13 protein-coding genes are annotated in these 13,714 nt (G+C 70.5%); 4 read left to right on the plus strand and 9 right to left on the minus strand.

Annotation, left to right across the window (positions count from 1 at the left end):
- Nucleotides 1-75: 75 nt before the first annotated feature.
- Entirely contained in the window at nt 76-1,239 is a 1,164-nt protein-coding gene (locus J0I43_RS00225) for a winged helix DNA-binding domain-containing protein (RefSeq protein ID WP_292857184.1), read from the plus strand.
- 347 nt (nt 1,240-1,586) lie between these two features.
- Here J0I43_RS00225 and J0I43_RS00230 read toward each other — a convergent pair whose 3' ends face one another.
- From J0I43_RS00230 to J0I43_RS00240, 3 genes are read right to left on the minus strand one after another with little or no spacing between them, the layout of a single operon-like run.
- Complete coding sequence (locus tag J0I43_RS00230) at nt 1,587-2,243, minus strand: pyridoxamine 5'-phosphate oxidase family protein (RefSeq protein ID WP_292857186.1); 657 nt, start codon at nt 2,241-2,243, stop codon at nt 1,587-1,589.
- On the minus strand, nt 2,240-3,043 hold the full coding sequence (locus tag J0I43_RS00235; protein WP_292857189.1) for a creatininase family protein: 804 nt from the start codon (nt 3,041-3,043) through the stop codon (nt 2,240-2,242). Before J0I43_RS00235 ends, J0I43_RS00230 begins: the two co-directional genes overlap by 4 nt.
- Entirely contained in the window at nt 3,040-4,413 is a 1,374-nt protein-coding gene (locus tag J0I43_RS00240; RefSeq protein WP_292857192.1) for an FAD-binding oxidoreductase, read from the minus strand. Before J0I43_RS00240 ends, J0I43_RS00235 begins: the two co-directional genes overlap by 4 nt.
- A gap of 34 nt (nt 4,414-4,447) precedes the next feature.
- Here J0I43_RS00240 and J0I43_RS00245 point away from each other — a divergent pair, with 34 nt between their 5' ends.
- A complete protein-coding gene (locus J0I43_RS00245; RefSeq protein ID WP_292857195.1) occupies nt 4,448-5,074 on the plus strand; it encodes a helix-turn-helix domain-containing protein in 627 nt (208 codons plus the stop codon).
- Between the two features lie 8 nt (nt 5,075-5,082).
- Here J0I43_RS00245 and J0I43_RS00250 read toward each other — a convergent pair whose 3' ends face one another.
- A complete protein-coding gene (locus J0I43_RS00250) occupies nt 5,083-6,150 on the minus strand; it encodes a methylenetetrahydrofolate reductase C-terminal domain-containing protein (protein ID WP_292857198.1) in 1,068 nt (355 codons plus the stop codon).
- Complete coding sequence (locus J0I43_RS00255; RefSeq protein WP_292857200.1) at nt 6,150-7,292, minus strand: methylenetetrahydrofolate reductase C-terminal domain-containing protein; 1,143 nt, start codon at nt 7,290-7,292, stop codon at nt 6,150-6,152. Before J0I43_RS00255 ends, J0I43_RS00250 begins: the two co-directional genes overlap by 1 nt.
- Nucleotides 7,293-7,445: 153 nt before the next feature.
- Here J0I43_RS00255 and J0I43_RS00260 point away from each other — a divergent pair, with 153 nt between their 5' ends.
- Nucleotides 7,446-8,057, plus strand: coding sequence for a cyclodeaminase/cyclohydrolase family protein (locus J0I43_RS00260; RefSeq protein WP_292857202.1), 612 nt, complete (start codon nt 7,446-7,448; stop codon nt 8,055-8,057).
- Nucleotides 8,058-8,179: 122 nt separating this feature from the next.
- Here the strand turns inward: J0I43_RS00260 and J0I43_RS00265 are convergent, their stop codons facing one another.
- The 4 genes from J0I43_RS00265 to J0I43_RS00280 all read right to left on the minus strand — a co-directional run bounded on the left by J0I43_RS00265 (nt 8,180) and on the right by J0I43_RS00280 (nt 12,502).
- The gene (locus tag J0I43_RS00265) at nt 8,180-9,385 is read right to left on the minus strand and encodes a hypothetical protein (protein WP_292857204.1); all 1,206 of its coding nucleotides are present in this window, start codon (nt 9,383-9,385) and stop codon (nt 8,180-8,182) included.
- Nucleotides 9,386-9,504: 119 nt separating this feature from the next.
- Entirely contained in the window at nt 9,505-10,437 is a 933-nt protein-coding gene (locus tag J0I43_RS00270; protein ID WP_292857207.1) for an ABC transporter permease, read from the minus strand.
- Entirely contained in the window at nt 10,434-11,225 is a 792-nt protein-coding gene (locus J0I43_RS00275; RefSeq protein ID WP_292857209.1) for an ABC transporter ATP-binding protein, read from the minus strand. The genes J0I43_RS00270 and J0I43_RS00275 overlap by 4 nt, the downstream gene beginning before the upstream one ends.
- Nucleotides 11,222-12,502: an amidohydrolase family protein gene (locus J0I43_RS00280; RefSeq protein ID WP_292857212.1), complete on the minus strand. Its 1,281-nt coding sequence runs from the start codon at nt 12,500-12,502 to the stop codon at nt 11,222-11,224. Before J0I43_RS00280 ends, J0I43_RS00275 begins: the two co-directional genes overlap by 4 nt.
- A gap of 206 nt (nt 12,503-12,708) precedes the next feature.
- Between J0I43_RS00280 and J0I43_RS00285 the strand changes: the two genes are divergently transcribed.
- Complete coding sequence (locus tag J0I43_RS00285) at nt 12,709-13,710, plus strand: PDR/VanB family oxidoreductase (RefSeq protein ID WP_292857215.1); 1,002 nt, start codon at nt 12,709-12,711, stop codon at nt 13,708-13,710.
- Nucleotides 13,711-13,714 lie beyond the last annotated feature (4 nt).

Raw genomic sequence — 13,714 nt, forward strand, 5'->3', positions numbered from 1 at the left:
ACCTCTAGCTACGACCGAGCTGGGCGGCACGGCGTGAGCACCCACACTGTGCCGCCCCGCCCTATGAGGAGAACCATGCGCTACGTGTCCGGTCGGGAACGACGAGCTCGCCTCGCCACCCGACACGCCCTCACCCCCGGCGCCCGCGTCTCGACGCCTCTGGCGGCCGCAGAGGCGGTTGTTGCTCTTCACGCGACCGAAGCCCCCTCCGTGCACCTCTCCGTCTGGGCCAGATCCCGCACTGTCGGGCCGGAGCAGATCACCGCTGCACTCGGAAGGGACCACGCACTCGTCAAGCAGCTCGCGATGCGCCGCACCCTGTTCGCATTCCCACAAGACCTGATCTCGGCAGTGCTTCCCAGCGCCGCCGCGCGCGTTGCAACCGCCGAACGCGCCGGTACGATCCGCGACATCGAACGCGCCGGCATCGCGCCCGGCGGTGCTGCATGGCTCGACGCCGCGCGGCGAGACGTGGTCACCGCCCTCGAGGCGCACGGCGCGCTGTCGACTGCGGAGTTGCGCCGGGTCGTCCCGATCATCCGCACCGTCATCCCCGGCATCGGGGCAGAGACGTGGTCCTCTTACCGGCTTCTCACCCTCCTCGGCGCAGAGGGTGTCATCGTTCGCGGACCGTCGCGTGGGCAGTTCCCCAACGCCAGACCCCTGTGGACGCTGGCCTCCACCTGGCTCGACACCCATCACCACATGACCGCGACTGAGGGATATCGGGAGATCGTGCGCCGGTGGCTGCACGCGTTCGGGCCAGGCACAGAGGAGGACCTCGTCTGGTGGCTGGGCGCCACCAAAACCATCGTCCGCACCGCCCTCACCGAACTCGAGGCGATCCCCGTCACCCTCGACGGGCCGCACCCTGGATGGCTGCTGCCAGACGATATGGACCCCGTCCCCGATCCCCCATCATGGACGGCTCTGCTGCCTGTCCTCGACCCCACTGTGATGGGCTGGAAACACCGCGACTTCTATCTCGGATCCCATGCCGCGGCACTGTTCGACAAGCTCGGCAACGCAGGCACCACGGCCTGGGTCAACGGACGTGCTGTCGGCTGCTGGACCCAAGACGAGGATGGAGCCGTTCAGGTACACCTCCTCCAGCCCATCCCCGACCGAGCACGCCGATCCCTCCACCACCGGGCCGCGCAACTCACGGCTTGGCTCGACGGTCGGCACATCTCCACGGGCTATCGATCATCGGCCATGCTCGATCACAGAATCTCCTGACCCGTCACGGCACTGCCGGACGAGGCACCGCCGTTAATGGCGCGGACCCAGGTGAAGTGTGCTGTGTGATGTGTAGCGGCGCTGATCTCCACAGCAAACGTGACCTGCTTCGTTTCTCGCGTTCCGGGCGTCACGCGGCGGACCGGATCAGGTGGCGCGGAGGAGTGCGGCGGCGAGGGTGTGGTCGAGCCACGCGTGGAACTCGTCGAGGGTGTAGCCCCGACGCGACGGCGGACGAGCAGGTCGAAGGTCTCGGGGCTGGCGATCGCCCAGGGGTGTCGACGGCATCCGTGAGGTTGAGGCCGAAGGCGTCGTGGGGGAAGGCGTCGCCGATCGGTGACGAGGGCTCACCCGGGGAGCGCGATCGTCTCCCATTCCTCACCGGAGCGCGTGTAGGCGAGGCGGCGGCTCGCCGCGGAGGGGTGGGAGGTCCAGAACACCAGTCGGTGAGGAGTGACCGCGAAGCCCGCCCACCGTTCCGGCGGATCGAACGCGGGTCGTTCGGGTCCGCCGTGCGCGAGGAGGAACTCCTCCCATCCCGCGCGCCGATCGACCTGCGGGAGTCGCGCGAACTCCGCCGTGTTCTGCCAGGCCAGCTGCTGCAGATAGAACGAGCGGCTGCGGTACGCCTCGTCCGACTCCTCGCGGGGCGACGGCTGCGCCGTGCCCTGCACGACGAGCTGACGCGTGAAGCCGGGCCACAGGAGGGTGAGCGCGACCGCGGGATTCGCCGCGATCTCTGCGACCTTCCGGCTGTGCGCATCCGTGTGGAAGAAGAAGCGGGCCCCGTCGAAGTCGCTGAGCATCGTCGTGCGCGCATCGGGCACGCCGTCCAGACCGATGGTGGACACCGTCATCAGCATCCGGTCCTCGCCCGGCGCGGGCAGCCACTCGGCTGCGAGGGCGAGCGGGTCCGGAACGGGGGCGTCGGCGTGCACCGGATCGGCGTCGTGATCGATGACGACCGGTGCCGGAGGGATGCCGGGGTCATACGCGCGCGTCATCCGAACACGAACCCGTCGATCTCGGCGAGCGCCTCGCAGACGAAGTCCACACCGCGCTCGTACAGCACCTTGCCATACGCGGCGTTGGCGCCGGTCGCATCGCCGATGACCCCGTCGGGTCCGAAGTCGTCGCTCGTCCATCCGAACATCACGGGCTTGCGGTTGAAGCCGATGTGGGTGAGGCCGGCGATGTGCTCCGGGATGTTGCGTGCCGGCATGTCGGGTGCGACCAGGTGCGGCGCGAGGTGCATGACCAGAGACGTCTCGGAGAAGCCGCCGTGAATGCCCTGCCCCTTCTCGTCGGGGCGTCCTTCGAGGCCGTCGCCCGCCCCGCTCGCCGTCGCGGGCATCGAGAAGGTCCGCAGCCCGAAGCGGCGCCGGAGCTCGCGGTTCGCCCACCCGAGCAGCATGACGTTACCGCCGTGCCCGTTCACGAAGACGACGGTCCGCGCCGGGGTCATCGCGATCGAACGGCCGATGTCGACGAGCGTGTCGAGCACCGTCGTCCCCTCGAGCCACACGGTGCCCGGTGCCCAGTGGTGCTCGTCGGACTTCGCGTAGCTGATCGTCGGCAGCACCCAGGCGTCGATCCCCGCGGCGGCGACGCGCTCGACGGCGGCGATGGCGATGGTCTCGGCGACCAAGGCATCCGTGCGCAGCGGCAGGTGCGGCCCGTGATGCTCGATCGCTCCGATCGGCACGACGGCGATCGATCGTTCCGTGAGAAGCGAGGTGAGGGCCGGGCCGGAGAGGTCAGCCCAGTGACGGGATGCCGGCGCGAAGGGGCGCGGAGCGGTCAACGGATCGCCCCCTTCACGGGGCCCGCGTAGCCGGGGTTGAGCTTGCCGGGGTTGAGCAGACCGTTCGGATCGGTGGCGCGGGCCAGCTCGATGGTCTGGGGCAGGCGGAAGTCGACGTTCCACTGGTGCGGACTGTGCACGCCGACGCCGAGCCGGGTGAGCGCCTCGATGCCGTCGGCGACCTGCTCAGGACTCTCGTACACACCCGCGAGCATGCCGATCGGCCCCGCGCCGGCGGCCTCGATGTGCAGGTGGGCACCCGGGTACACCCCGGTGACCTCGTCGTGACGGTCGATCAGCGCATCTCCGCCGACCTCCACGTGGAAGTAGACGCCGGGCTCGGACTTCTGCAGCCACTCGATCGGATGGTTGTAGCTGAGCACCGAGATCGCGGCGGACACCTGCGGCCCCTCGCGGACGTCCTCGATGCGACCACCCGCGCCGGTGATGATCGCGGTGGCCTCGTCGACGAGGGCGGCGTCGATGATCGCGCGCAGCGAGCTGCGTCCTTCGGGAAATGCGGGGTCCGGTGGGAGCTGTGCCGACACGTGCGGATCGTCGGCGGAGACGAGGCGCGGGTGCGGCCGGAGCGTGCCCAGCTGCCGCAACACCGACATCGAGCCGGCGAAGTCGTCGAACGAGGCATAGAGGCCCCGCCAGTCCTGCAGGGGTTCGAGTCGCACAGTCGCGCGAGCGATGATCCCCGCCGTCCCGTAGTTGTGGACGTAGCCGAGCGCGTCCTCGCCCTCGACGTGGATGAGCTCGCCGCGGGATGCCGGAGTCACGACATCCAGGGCGAGGACGAACCCTTCGTGGTTGCTGCCGTGCGCGATCGACCCCGTGCCGCCGGAGCCGCCGGAGAGGAAACCGCCGAGCGTCGAGTGGACGGTCGAAGGGTACATCCAGAGCTGCTGCCCCTGCTGGCGAGCGGCGAGCTCCAGCGCCGCCATCGGAGCACCGGCCTCGGCGGTGATCCAGCCCTCACCGACCTCGATGACGGCGCGCGCCCGGGACGTGTCCAGGACCAGCCCCCCGGGCATCGGGATCGCTTGACCGTAGTTGCCGGTGCCCTTGCCGCGCGGGGTGACGGGAGCACCATGGGCGACCGCGATCCGCACCGCTTCGGCGATCGCGGCGGCATCCGCGGGGAAGGCCACGAGGTCGGCGACGCCGAGAGGCAGCTGTTCGGCGATGATCGGCGACATTCGGGCGCCGTCCACCGACGCCTTCTCGCGTTGCCGCGGGTCGCTCGAGACGCCGCGGGGGCCGAGCGCCTCGGCGAGTGCGGTCTCGAGCGCACGGTAGTCGGGGGCTTCCGAAGCGACGGTCGCTTCGGATTCGAGGATGTCGGTGGGAGTCGCGCCGGTCATCTCAGGTTCCTTTCGTATGTCATAGTCTTCACTCATGTCGGATGCCCCCTCCTCGCGCCGTGGCGCTGCGGGGTCGGGCGGCGTCGAGGACGACGCGGCAGCCTCTGCGGCTCGCGCGCTGGGCGCTCGGATCAGGGCGCTGCGCAACGGCCGCGGCATGACGCTCACGCAGGTCGCCGGCCAGGCCGAACTGTCGCACTCGTTCCTCAGCCAGGTGGAGCGCGGACTGGAGCGCATGAGCATGACGTCGCTCTTCCGCGTCGCGCAGGCGCTCGGAACCACGCAACAGGCCCTCCTGACGGACGATGCGGATGCCGCGCCACGCGCTCCCGGAACGTTCCATGTCTTCCGAGCGGAGGGTGCGACGCCGTTGGATGCCGGCGGCAGCCCCGTACGGGTCCTCGCTCGCGATCACCCGCGCTTCGTCCCGATGGTGATGTCCGGGACCTTCACGGACGATCTCTGGTGGGTGCACGACGAGGAGGAGTTCGTCTACGTGCTCGAGGGTCGCCTGATCGTCTCGCTCGACGACGAGGAGTTCGCCCTCGCGGCGGGGGACGCGGTGTATTACCAGGGCGGCATCCGGCACCGCTGGCGCACCCACGAGGAGGAGACGGTCCGCGTTCTCATCGTGAAGGAGGGCAGCGCGGGAGCGCGGTGAACGGGCGCTCATGAGCCACCGCCGAGTTCTCGTGCGACCGTGGCGAGGTCGGCCGCGTACTCGGACTCTGCGCCCGGGCGTGCGCCGCCCGCGATGACGAGCCCGCCCACCATGCCCGTCTCCAGGAGTGCGCGACCGTACTCGATCGCGAGGCGGATGCCCTCGGCGCGGACGTCGCGTGCGGCGAACAGACGCTCGACGAAGCCGCGCGGGAGTTTCGCGGCGTGAAAAGAGGCCAAGAGGGCGGCCCCGTTCTGATCGACGACGAGGGGGACCCCGGGCAGGACGGGGACGCTCGCCCCCGCCGCGCGACAGAGGGCGATGAAGTCGGCGACCTCGTCGGCGTCGCCGGCGTACTGCGTCAGACAGAGGCGACCGCCGGCGCGCTCCTTCTCGGCGACCCGACCGCCACGCTCGGCGATCGGTGGAGCTGCCGGAGACTCCGCGAAGGAGGTCAGCAGTCCGAGTTCCACAGCGCGAGGGAGCATCGTCGTCGACTCGAGATCGAAGACCGGTCGGGCGTCGGGTCGATCCCCGGTCTGCGTGTGGTCGCCGGTGACGCAGTGCACGCCGGCCACTCCGAGACTGCGCAACGACGACAGCTCTCGATCGAGCGCGGTGCGGTTGCGATCTCGGGCGTTGAAACCCATCCACAGTCGCAGTCCCGTCGCGGTGATCAGGGCGGCGCGATACGACGGGGGGAACTGCGTCCGCGAGAGCCCCGCATCACCGGAGAGCACGGCATCGGCGCTGCCGAGGAGAGCGTCCGCCGTGGCGCAGATGAGGTCCGAGCGCAGGGCGCGAACCGGAAAACCGGTGTACACGAGCGGGCGGCGCCTCGCGATGTCCAGGATCTCCCGTCCCGCGAGAGTCGTCACCTGATCGTCCGCCGCCGAAGGCGCGCTTGCGGCGCCGCTCCATCTGATCGGGAGGTCGCGCGTCAGGAAGACGCAGGGCGTCGGGTCGATCTCACAGGTCCCGTCCCCGTTGACACCGCCGCACGGCCCGTAGGCCATCGCCTTCGGGCACCCCGCTGTACGGCCGGTCGGCCGGGCGGCGGCTGCAGGAGGCGACATCATCGCTCCTCCGGCGCAGCGAGGACGGCAGTCCTCGGTCGGAGGGTGTCGCGAATCGCCGTGGCGGCAGCGGCGAGGGCATCGACAGCGGCGATCCCCGAGGCATCCTCGTCATCGACGACGGCGGACAGGTGTACGCCGACGACCCCCGGGAGGCCGAGAGCGCGCCCGGCCCAGTCGACGGCGGCACGGATACCGGCGCCGGGGTCCGTGGGGGCGGCCAGCGCGGCCGCGACGATGCTCGGCGGCAGATTCACGCCGGGCAGCGATGCCAGGCGCCGCGCGCTCGACGCAGAGGTGAGAACGGGGACCGATACGAGCACGGGCACCGGCGCCGCCGTGGTCGCGAGGGCCGACGTGAACCGCGCGATGTCGGCGATGTCTCCGCAGAGGTTCAGGATGCCGAGTTCCGCACCCGCGCGCGCCTTGAGTGCGAGGCGCTTCGGGCGGTAGTCGACGGGCGGCGCCGACGGCTGCTCCGCGACGGCGACGAACAGGCCCGCCCGGCGCGCGAGGGCGGCGACGCGCGTCGAGTCGAGGTCGAACACGGGGTCGGCGTCACGCAGCGCGGTCGTCGCCGGGTGGTCGCCGGTGACAGCGAGGATCCCCGAGACGCCGAGATCGGCGAGGGCCGCGAGCTCGCCCTCGATCGCGACGCGATTGCGGTCGCGACAGGTGATGCCGGAGATCACGCGGGCGCCCGCCGCCACGAGGAGAAGAGCCTTGTGGGTCGGGCTGAGGGACTCGCGCAGCCCCGGGGGCTCGCCCGCGATGACCGCGGTGAGCGCGGTCATCGCGCCGAGGCGCGCGCCGGCATCCGCCACGACGGCGGGATCGACCGTCCGGACGGGAAGATCGGCGGTGATCACCGGTGCCGTCGCGACGAGGTCGCCGAGGGCGGCGGCTGCCGCGCGCCGTGGTGAGGGTGGGAGGGCATCGCCGCTCGCGTGCGCGGTGTCCGGGGTTTGGATGTCGGCGGCGGAGAAATCCAGTTCGCGCAGCAGCACGGGGTCTTCGGCGAACGAGCACCGGATGCCGGGCACCTCGCAGCCGCCGTCGGCCGAGACTCCGCCGCACGGGCCGTAGACCATCCGCTTGGGGCATCGTCGCGTCGCATCGCGCAGGAGGTGCAGAGATGTCATCGATGCTCCTCTCGCGTCGACCGGGGCGGCGTCAGGATGTTGGTGTAGCCAACAGTGCCACTGTAGAAGCCCGCCGTTTCGCGGGTGTTACGGTCGCGTGAGCGTCGATCTCGCGGGCCGACCATGCACGGCCGCGGACCCTAAAGTGGGCGCATGCCCACCTCGACGCTCGCCGCTGCCCGCATCGACGACTGGCTGGAGCGACTCTCCACTCCCGTTCCCGAACCCGGAGGCGGTGAGGCGGCGGGCGTCGTCATCGCGACCGGTGCCGCGCTGGTAGCGATGGCGGCAGGCTACGCGCTGCCGGGGGAACAGCGCGACGCGGCCCTCGAGGTGGCCGCTCGGGCGCGGCGGGAGGCGCTGATCGGCGCCGAGCACGACGGCCGGATGTCGGCGGCACTGGTCGCGGCTTTCCGGCGTCCGCTCGATGACGCGGGCCGGGATGGCGCCGTGCGCGAGGCGACCGTGCGTGCGGCGCAGTCCGGCGCCGCACTGGTCGCGATCGCCGCAGGTCTCGAGGGCACGCTCGCCTGGTTGGAGCACGCTGGTGAGCCGCGCCTCGCACCGGATGTCGCCGTCGCGGCGCGGATGCTGGCCTGCGGCATCCGCTCGACCGCCGTCAACATCCGCTGCAACGTGACCAGCGCCATCGAGGCGGGTGCGGACGCTGAGACGGCACACCGGTTGCAGGCCGCCCTCGATGAGGCGCATGCGGCAGCCGCGCGTCTGGACGCGTGCGCCGAGCGCGTCACCAAGACGCTCTGAGCGTCCGTTCCCGTCCAGCGGGTCGGTTCGCCCGCCCATCCGCGCGAGCCGCGCACCCACATGCGCCTCGTACATCGGAACGCCCTGCTCCGCGGGGGAGCAGGGCGTTCCGCCGAGGGACGTCAGTCCATCTTGATCGAGGTGTCGATGAACTGGTTCGTGTAGAGCGACGACGGATCGATTGCCGTCGCCGCCGCCTGCGTGATGCTTCCGGCGGTGACGAGGAAGGGCGTGAAGTCCGAGACGATCGAGGCCACGCGCTTCGGGTCGAACTGTCCGAATACGCCCGACGCCTCATCGTTGACGACCAGGCCGAGCTTCTTCTGCTGCTCCACCGAGAACTCCGCCACGCCCTCCGAGTAGGTCCAGCCGGTGTTGTACTGCTCCACGAGGTCGAGGATCACGGCGTTGCCGTGCTCCGGCGCCGCGAGGAAGTCGATCTGCGACTGCTGCATGATCGGCACGAGCTTCTTCAGGCAGTCCGCCTGGTCGGCGACGTCTGCTGCGCGCACCGCGAGCGGCTCGGGGTAGATGTTGTAGCCGAGCTCCGACAGCAGCTGGTAGCCCACTTCCTTGCCCCACTGCGGGATCTCGTTCTTGTAGATGTAGGGCTCGGCCGTCGCGAAGCCCTGCTGCAGGATCTTCGGGTCGGAGACGAAGCGCTGCGGGGTGCCCTCGTAGCTCGTGTCGATCTGTGACGGCGTGATGATGCCCTGCGACAGCAGGAGGTTCGGGATCACGTCGCCGGACGTGACGATCGGATCGCCGTTCGCGGCGGCCTCCTTGATCGTCGTCGCCCCGTCGTGGCTCTCCGGGTCCCACATCAGGATCTGGGGGCTGTACGTCAGCTGCGAGGCGACCGCGACGGTGGGCTGGTCCGCGTTCGCGACGATCGCGGCATCGGTGTTCACGGCCCCGATCAGGATGTCGGAGTCGAGGTACATCAGCGCCGGGACCGGCTGGAAGTTGACCGCCGGGCCGCCGGAGCGCACCTCGATCTTCACGCCCGTGTCGGTGCCGTTCACGACGAGCGGCCCGGTCACGGTCTTCTTGTCGGTGTCGACGGTGTAGCCGTCGCCGACGAGGTTGTACATGGCGCCGTGCTCGGACTCGGGCTGCCAGTCCTGCTGCATGACGACCGTCGCGGGGCAGACGCTCGCGAGGTCGAGGGAGCTGCCCTTCTCGGCGAGGGTCGCGGTGGAGGTCGAGGCCGGAGCGGCCGCGTCGGAACTGGAGCATCCCGCGACGGCGACGGCCGTCACGGCGAGCACGCCGATCGCGGTGGTGCGTGCGATCACACGGCGGGAGAGAAAAGCGGGCTGTGACACGGTGTCCTCCTGGAAGGCTGTGGGTGCGGTGCGGACAGACGGGTGGTGCGTTGTGGTGGTGCGTTCTCGTTACGGGTGGACGAGCGAGGGAGAAGAGGAGGGGAGCGCGGCGGCGCCGGTCAGCGGGTGGCGACTCCGAAGAGACGCCCGACGACGAGGCGATCGAGGGCGGCGAAGATCGAGAACACGATCACGCCGAACAGCGCCGTGAAGATGATCGCGAGGAAGAGCGGCTCCATGTTCAGGCGAAGCGTGTACGTGCGGAGCAACCCGCCGATGCCCTGGCTGCCCTGCTGGAAGAAGAAGTCGCCGACGATCGCGCCGATGACGGCGAGACCGGCGGACTGGCGCAGGCCCGTGAAGATCGAGGGGATGGCGGCGGGCAGCATGAGCTTCGTCATCCGCTGCCACTTCGTCGCCTTCTGCAGGGTGAACAGGTCGTGCGCTGCGGGCGTCGCCGACTGCAGCCCGAAGAGCGTGTTCGAGATCATCGGGAACACCGCGATGATGACGCAGACGACGATGCGCGCAGGCAGGCCGTATCCCATCCAGATGCCGATGAGCGGCGTGAGGGCGAGGATCGGGATCGTCTGCAGGATGACCGCATAGGGGTACAGGATCTTCTCGGCCAGGCCCCACTGCGACATCACGATCGCCCAGCCCATTCCGATGGCCACGGCGATCGCGAGTCCGATCAGGGCGACGACGATGGTCTGACCCAACGCGGCGAGCATCGGGACGATGACCTTGTCGTTCCCGATGGTCTCTGCCAGGACCTGGTGCGGAGGGGGGAGGAGGAAGCGGCGGCTCTCGCTCAGCATCAGGTACGACACGGCGTACCAGATCGCGATGATCCCGAGCAGTGCCGCGATGATCGGCAGGGCGCGCGACCAGGCGGCGCGGGCGAGGCCCCCGGGGCCGCCCGAGCGGGGACGGCGACCCGTCGCCGTCCCGGCGAACGCTGCCGTCGCCGTCGTCGCGGACGGGACTGCCGCGCTGGATGCCGCGTCGGCGAGCGCCGGCGGTGCCTTCAGGGCGAGGTTCTGGCTCACGAATGCGCCTCCAATGCGTGCGAGAGGTGTCCGACGATGCGCCCGAACTCGGGTTCGTAGCGCAGCTCGGGCGATCGGGGATAGGACCAGGGGAGCTCGATGTCGTCGACGATGCGGCCCGGGCGTCCGCTCATCACCAGAACACGACTGGAGAGGTACACGGCCTCAGAGATCGAGTGAGTGATGAACATCGCGGCGAAGCCCTTGAGCTGGAACAGGCGCTGCAGCTCCGTCTGCATCTTCAGACGCGTGATCTCGTCGAGGGCGCCGAAGGGTTCGTCGAACAACGCCAGCTGAGGTTCGGCCACGAGGGCGCGGGCGATCGATACGCGCATGCGCATGCCGCCCGACAGCGAGCGGGGGTGCTGATTCTCGAACCCCTTCAGCCCGACGAGCTCCAGCGCCTCCGCCGCGCGGCGGCGGCGCTCGGCGGCCCCGACCCCGGCGAGCTCGCCGACCAGCTCGACGTTGCGCTGCGCGCTGCGCCACTCGAGCAGCGTCGCCTCCTGGAAGACGAAGCTCGTGGTGTCGGCGCGGACGTCGACGGTGCCTTCGGTCGCGCCGTCGAGACCGGCCGCCAGTCGCAGCAGCGTCGACTTGCCGCAGCCGGAGGGGCCGACGACCGAGACGAACTCGCCCGGGCGGACGTCGATGGACACGTCCTCCAGGGCCCGAGTGCCGGTGGCGAACACTTTCGCGACGTCGGTGAAGGACAGCGTCGGCGCGGTGCCGGCGCCGTCCGACGACGGGGCGGAACCGGCGAACGTGTCGGCTGTGGCAGTACTCATATCAGTGCTCCCTCGGAGGTCGGGGTGGAGGGCGAGACCGGAAGCGGGTGCAGATCCAGGACGGAGCCGACGACGCGACGGCGGACGGCGATGACCCGCCCGTCCCGGATGACGATGCGATCCGGCGCGCGCTCGGCGAGCGCCTCGGCGGTGTGGGCAGCGCGGACGAGCACGATATCGGCGACGTCGTCGACGCGTCCGTCGGCCGGGGGCAGTCCGAAGGCCGCGCGCCCGCCGGTCGAGCTGACCTGCCACGCCTCGGAGGGACTCAGATGCCCGGCGATCACGAGAGCGGACGCGACGTCGATCATGTCGGCGTTGCCGAGCGGATTGAACGGATCCTGGACGTTGTCGCCGCCGGCCGCGAGGATGATGCCGGCTGCCAGCACATCGCGCAGGGGTGGGATGCCGCGAGGAGTGGACACCGGGTGCTCCCAGCCCTGCAGGTAGAGATTCGTCAGCGGGTTCGTGATGATCGAGACCCCCGCCTCGGCGACCGCGGCGAGCGTGCGTGCGCGGACCTCGGCATCCTGCGTCGACAGGCTCACGCAGTGACCGGCGGAGCGGATGACATCGGCCGGCCAGTGCCGCGTGCGGGCGGCGAGCTCGGCGAGCCCCGTCGATGTCGGATCGAGCGTCTCGTCGGTGTGCAGATCCATGCCGAGCCCGAACTCCTCGGCGAACGCGGCGGCGCGCTCGAGGTCGGCCGTCGGGTCCTCTGCCAGATGGGGGAAGCCGCCGATGAGGTCGACGCCGAGTGCGACGGCCGCCCGGCCCAGGTCGTCCGGTCCGTCGGAGGGGCCGGGGCTCGCCACGACCTGCAGGTCGACGATGCCCGCGAACTCCGCGCGCAGTTCGACGAGGGCTCGCACGCCGCGGAGAGGGTCGTCGCCGAGGTGATAGTTCGTGTGCGAGCGGACCGCGGTGACGCCGGCGTGCAGCGCTGCGATGAGGTGGCGGCGTGCCCCTCGCTTGATGTCGGCGTAGCTGTGATCCTCCCCGTGGTCGATCCAGCACGCGATCGCGTCGTCGAGCGACCCCTCCGGCTGACCGAATGAGGTCCAGGTGTAGCCCTTGTCGAGATGGGCGTGCAGATCGGCCAGCGGAGGCAGGGCGATCCAGCCGGTGGCGTCGACGGATTCGCCGACGCCACCGCGTGCGGGTGCGTCGATCACCCGGCCGTCGGCGAAGGCGAGGACCTCACCGATCGCACCGGTGGGCGTCAGTCCCGTGAGAGCGGCGACGCGCTGACCCGGTTCGAGGAGTTCGGCATCCATACGATCGTCCTCCTCACGGGGTGATGGCTGTGTCGGCGAGCACTGGTGTTGTTGGTATGGCCAACATCGGGTGAGAATCAGTAAACGCCCGGAGTGTTTCCTGCCGGGCTTGTCAGGATTGCGGCCGTGTTAAATCCGCGCGAAGAGCACGGCCGGGCGTCGCTCGTCGTCGGGCACGCCCCGCCCCAGCAGAGAGAGTGGGACCCATGAGCTACTTCAGCGACGTCGAACGGGACCTCGTGGTCGCCGCCCGCACCGCGCTGGCCGACGGCATCCTGGCGCTCGACCTCGTCGCGCACAACGGACGCGACCTCCCCACGTGGGAGCCCGGATCGCACGTCGATCTGATCCTCTCGGACAGCCGGCTGCCCGCGGCGGAGCGGGTGGAGCGTCAGTACTCCCTCTGCGGCGACGGGGCCGATCGTTCGACGTGGCGCGTCGCGGTGTTGCGCGAGGATGCCGGGCGCGGGGGGTCGGTGCGGATCCACGACGACGTGCAGGTGGGCCAGCGTCTGCGCGTGCGCGGACCGCGCAACCACTTCGCGTGCGAGGTCGTGCCCGGCGCGACGCTGAGGTTCGTCGCCGGCGGCATCGGCATCACGCCGATTCTCGGTATGGTGCGAGCCGCGGCGCGGGCGGGCGCAGACTGGACGCTCGAGTACGCCGGGCGCTCGCTCTCGACGATGGCCTTCGTCGACGAGCTGCGCGCCCTCGACGCCGGCGTCGGGCGCGTGCGGCTGTATCCGGCCGATGCGGGGACGCGGTTCGATGTCGCCGCGCTGGCGGAGGCTGCCGCGGACGGCGCGCCGGTCTACGCGTGCGGGCCGGCACGGCTGATCGCCGCCCTCGATGAGGTGTTCGCGACCGCCGGTCGCGCGGACCTGCTGCACGTCGAGCGCTTCGAGGCCATCGAGTACGGAGCGCCGATCTGGCCCGAGCCGTTCGAGGTGGAACTGGCGATGACGGGCGACGTCGTCACCGTGCGCCCGGATCAGTCGGTGCTCGAGGCCATCGAGGAGCAGAGCCCTGCCGCGACCGTGCTCTCCAGTTGCCGTCGCGGCACGTGCGGCACCTGCGAGGTCCCCGTGGTCGAAGGCGAGATCGAGCACCGCGACTCGGTGCTCACCCCGTTGGAGCGTGAGCACAGCGCGGTCATGATGGTGTGCGTCTCGCGTGCGGCCTGCCCGCGCATCGTGCTCGACGCCTGACCCG

Origin of the sequence: Microbacterium sp. (assembly GCF_017305435.1) — a bacterium.
Lineage (GTDB): Bacteria > Actinomycetota > Actinomycetes > Actinomycetales > Microbacteriaceae > Microbacterium.

Bases quoted from the DNA above. Each gene is read 5' to 3' on its own strand.
- J0I43_RS00225 (WP_292857184.1), top strand. From the start codon at position 76: ATGCGCTACGTGTCCGGTCGGGAACGACGAGCTCGCCTCGCCACCCGA.
- J0I43_RS00230 (WP_292857186.1), bottom strand. From the start codon at position 2,243: ATGACGCGCGCGTATGACCCCGGCATCCCTCCGGCACCGGTCGTCATC.
- J0I43_RS00240 (WP_292857192.1), bottom strand. From the start codon at position 4,413: ATGACCGGCGCGACTCCCACCGACATCCTCGAATCCGAAGCGACCGTC.
- J0I43_RS00245 (WP_292857195.1), top strand. From the start codon at position 4,448: ATGTCGGATGCCCCCTCCTCGCGCCGTGGCGCTGCGGGGTCGGGCGGC.
- J0I43_RS00250 (WP_292857198.1), bottom strand. From the start codon at position 6,150: ATGTCGCCTCCTGCAGCCGCCGCCCGGCCGACCGGCCGTACAGCGGGG.
- J0I43_RS00255 (WP_292857200.1), bottom strand. From the start codon at position 7,292: ATGACATCTCTGCACCTCCTGCGCGATGCGACGCGACGATGCCCCAAG.
- J0I43_RS00260 (WP_292857202.1), top strand. From the start codon at position 7,446: ATGCCCACCTCGACGCTCGCCGCTGCCCGCATCGACGACTGGCTGGAG.
- J0I43_RS00275 (WP_292857209.1), bottom strand. From the start codon at position 11,225: ATGAGTACTGCCACAGCCGACACGTTCGCCGGTTCCGCCCCGTCGTCG.
- J0I43_RS00280 (WP_292857212.1), bottom strand. From the start codon at position 12,502: ATGGATGCCGAACTCCTCGAACCGGGTCAGCGCGTCGCCGCTCTCACG.
- J0I43_RS00285 (WP_292857215.1), top strand. From the start codon at position 12,709: ATGAGCTACTTCAGCGACGTCGAACGGGACCTCGTGGTCGCCGCCCGC.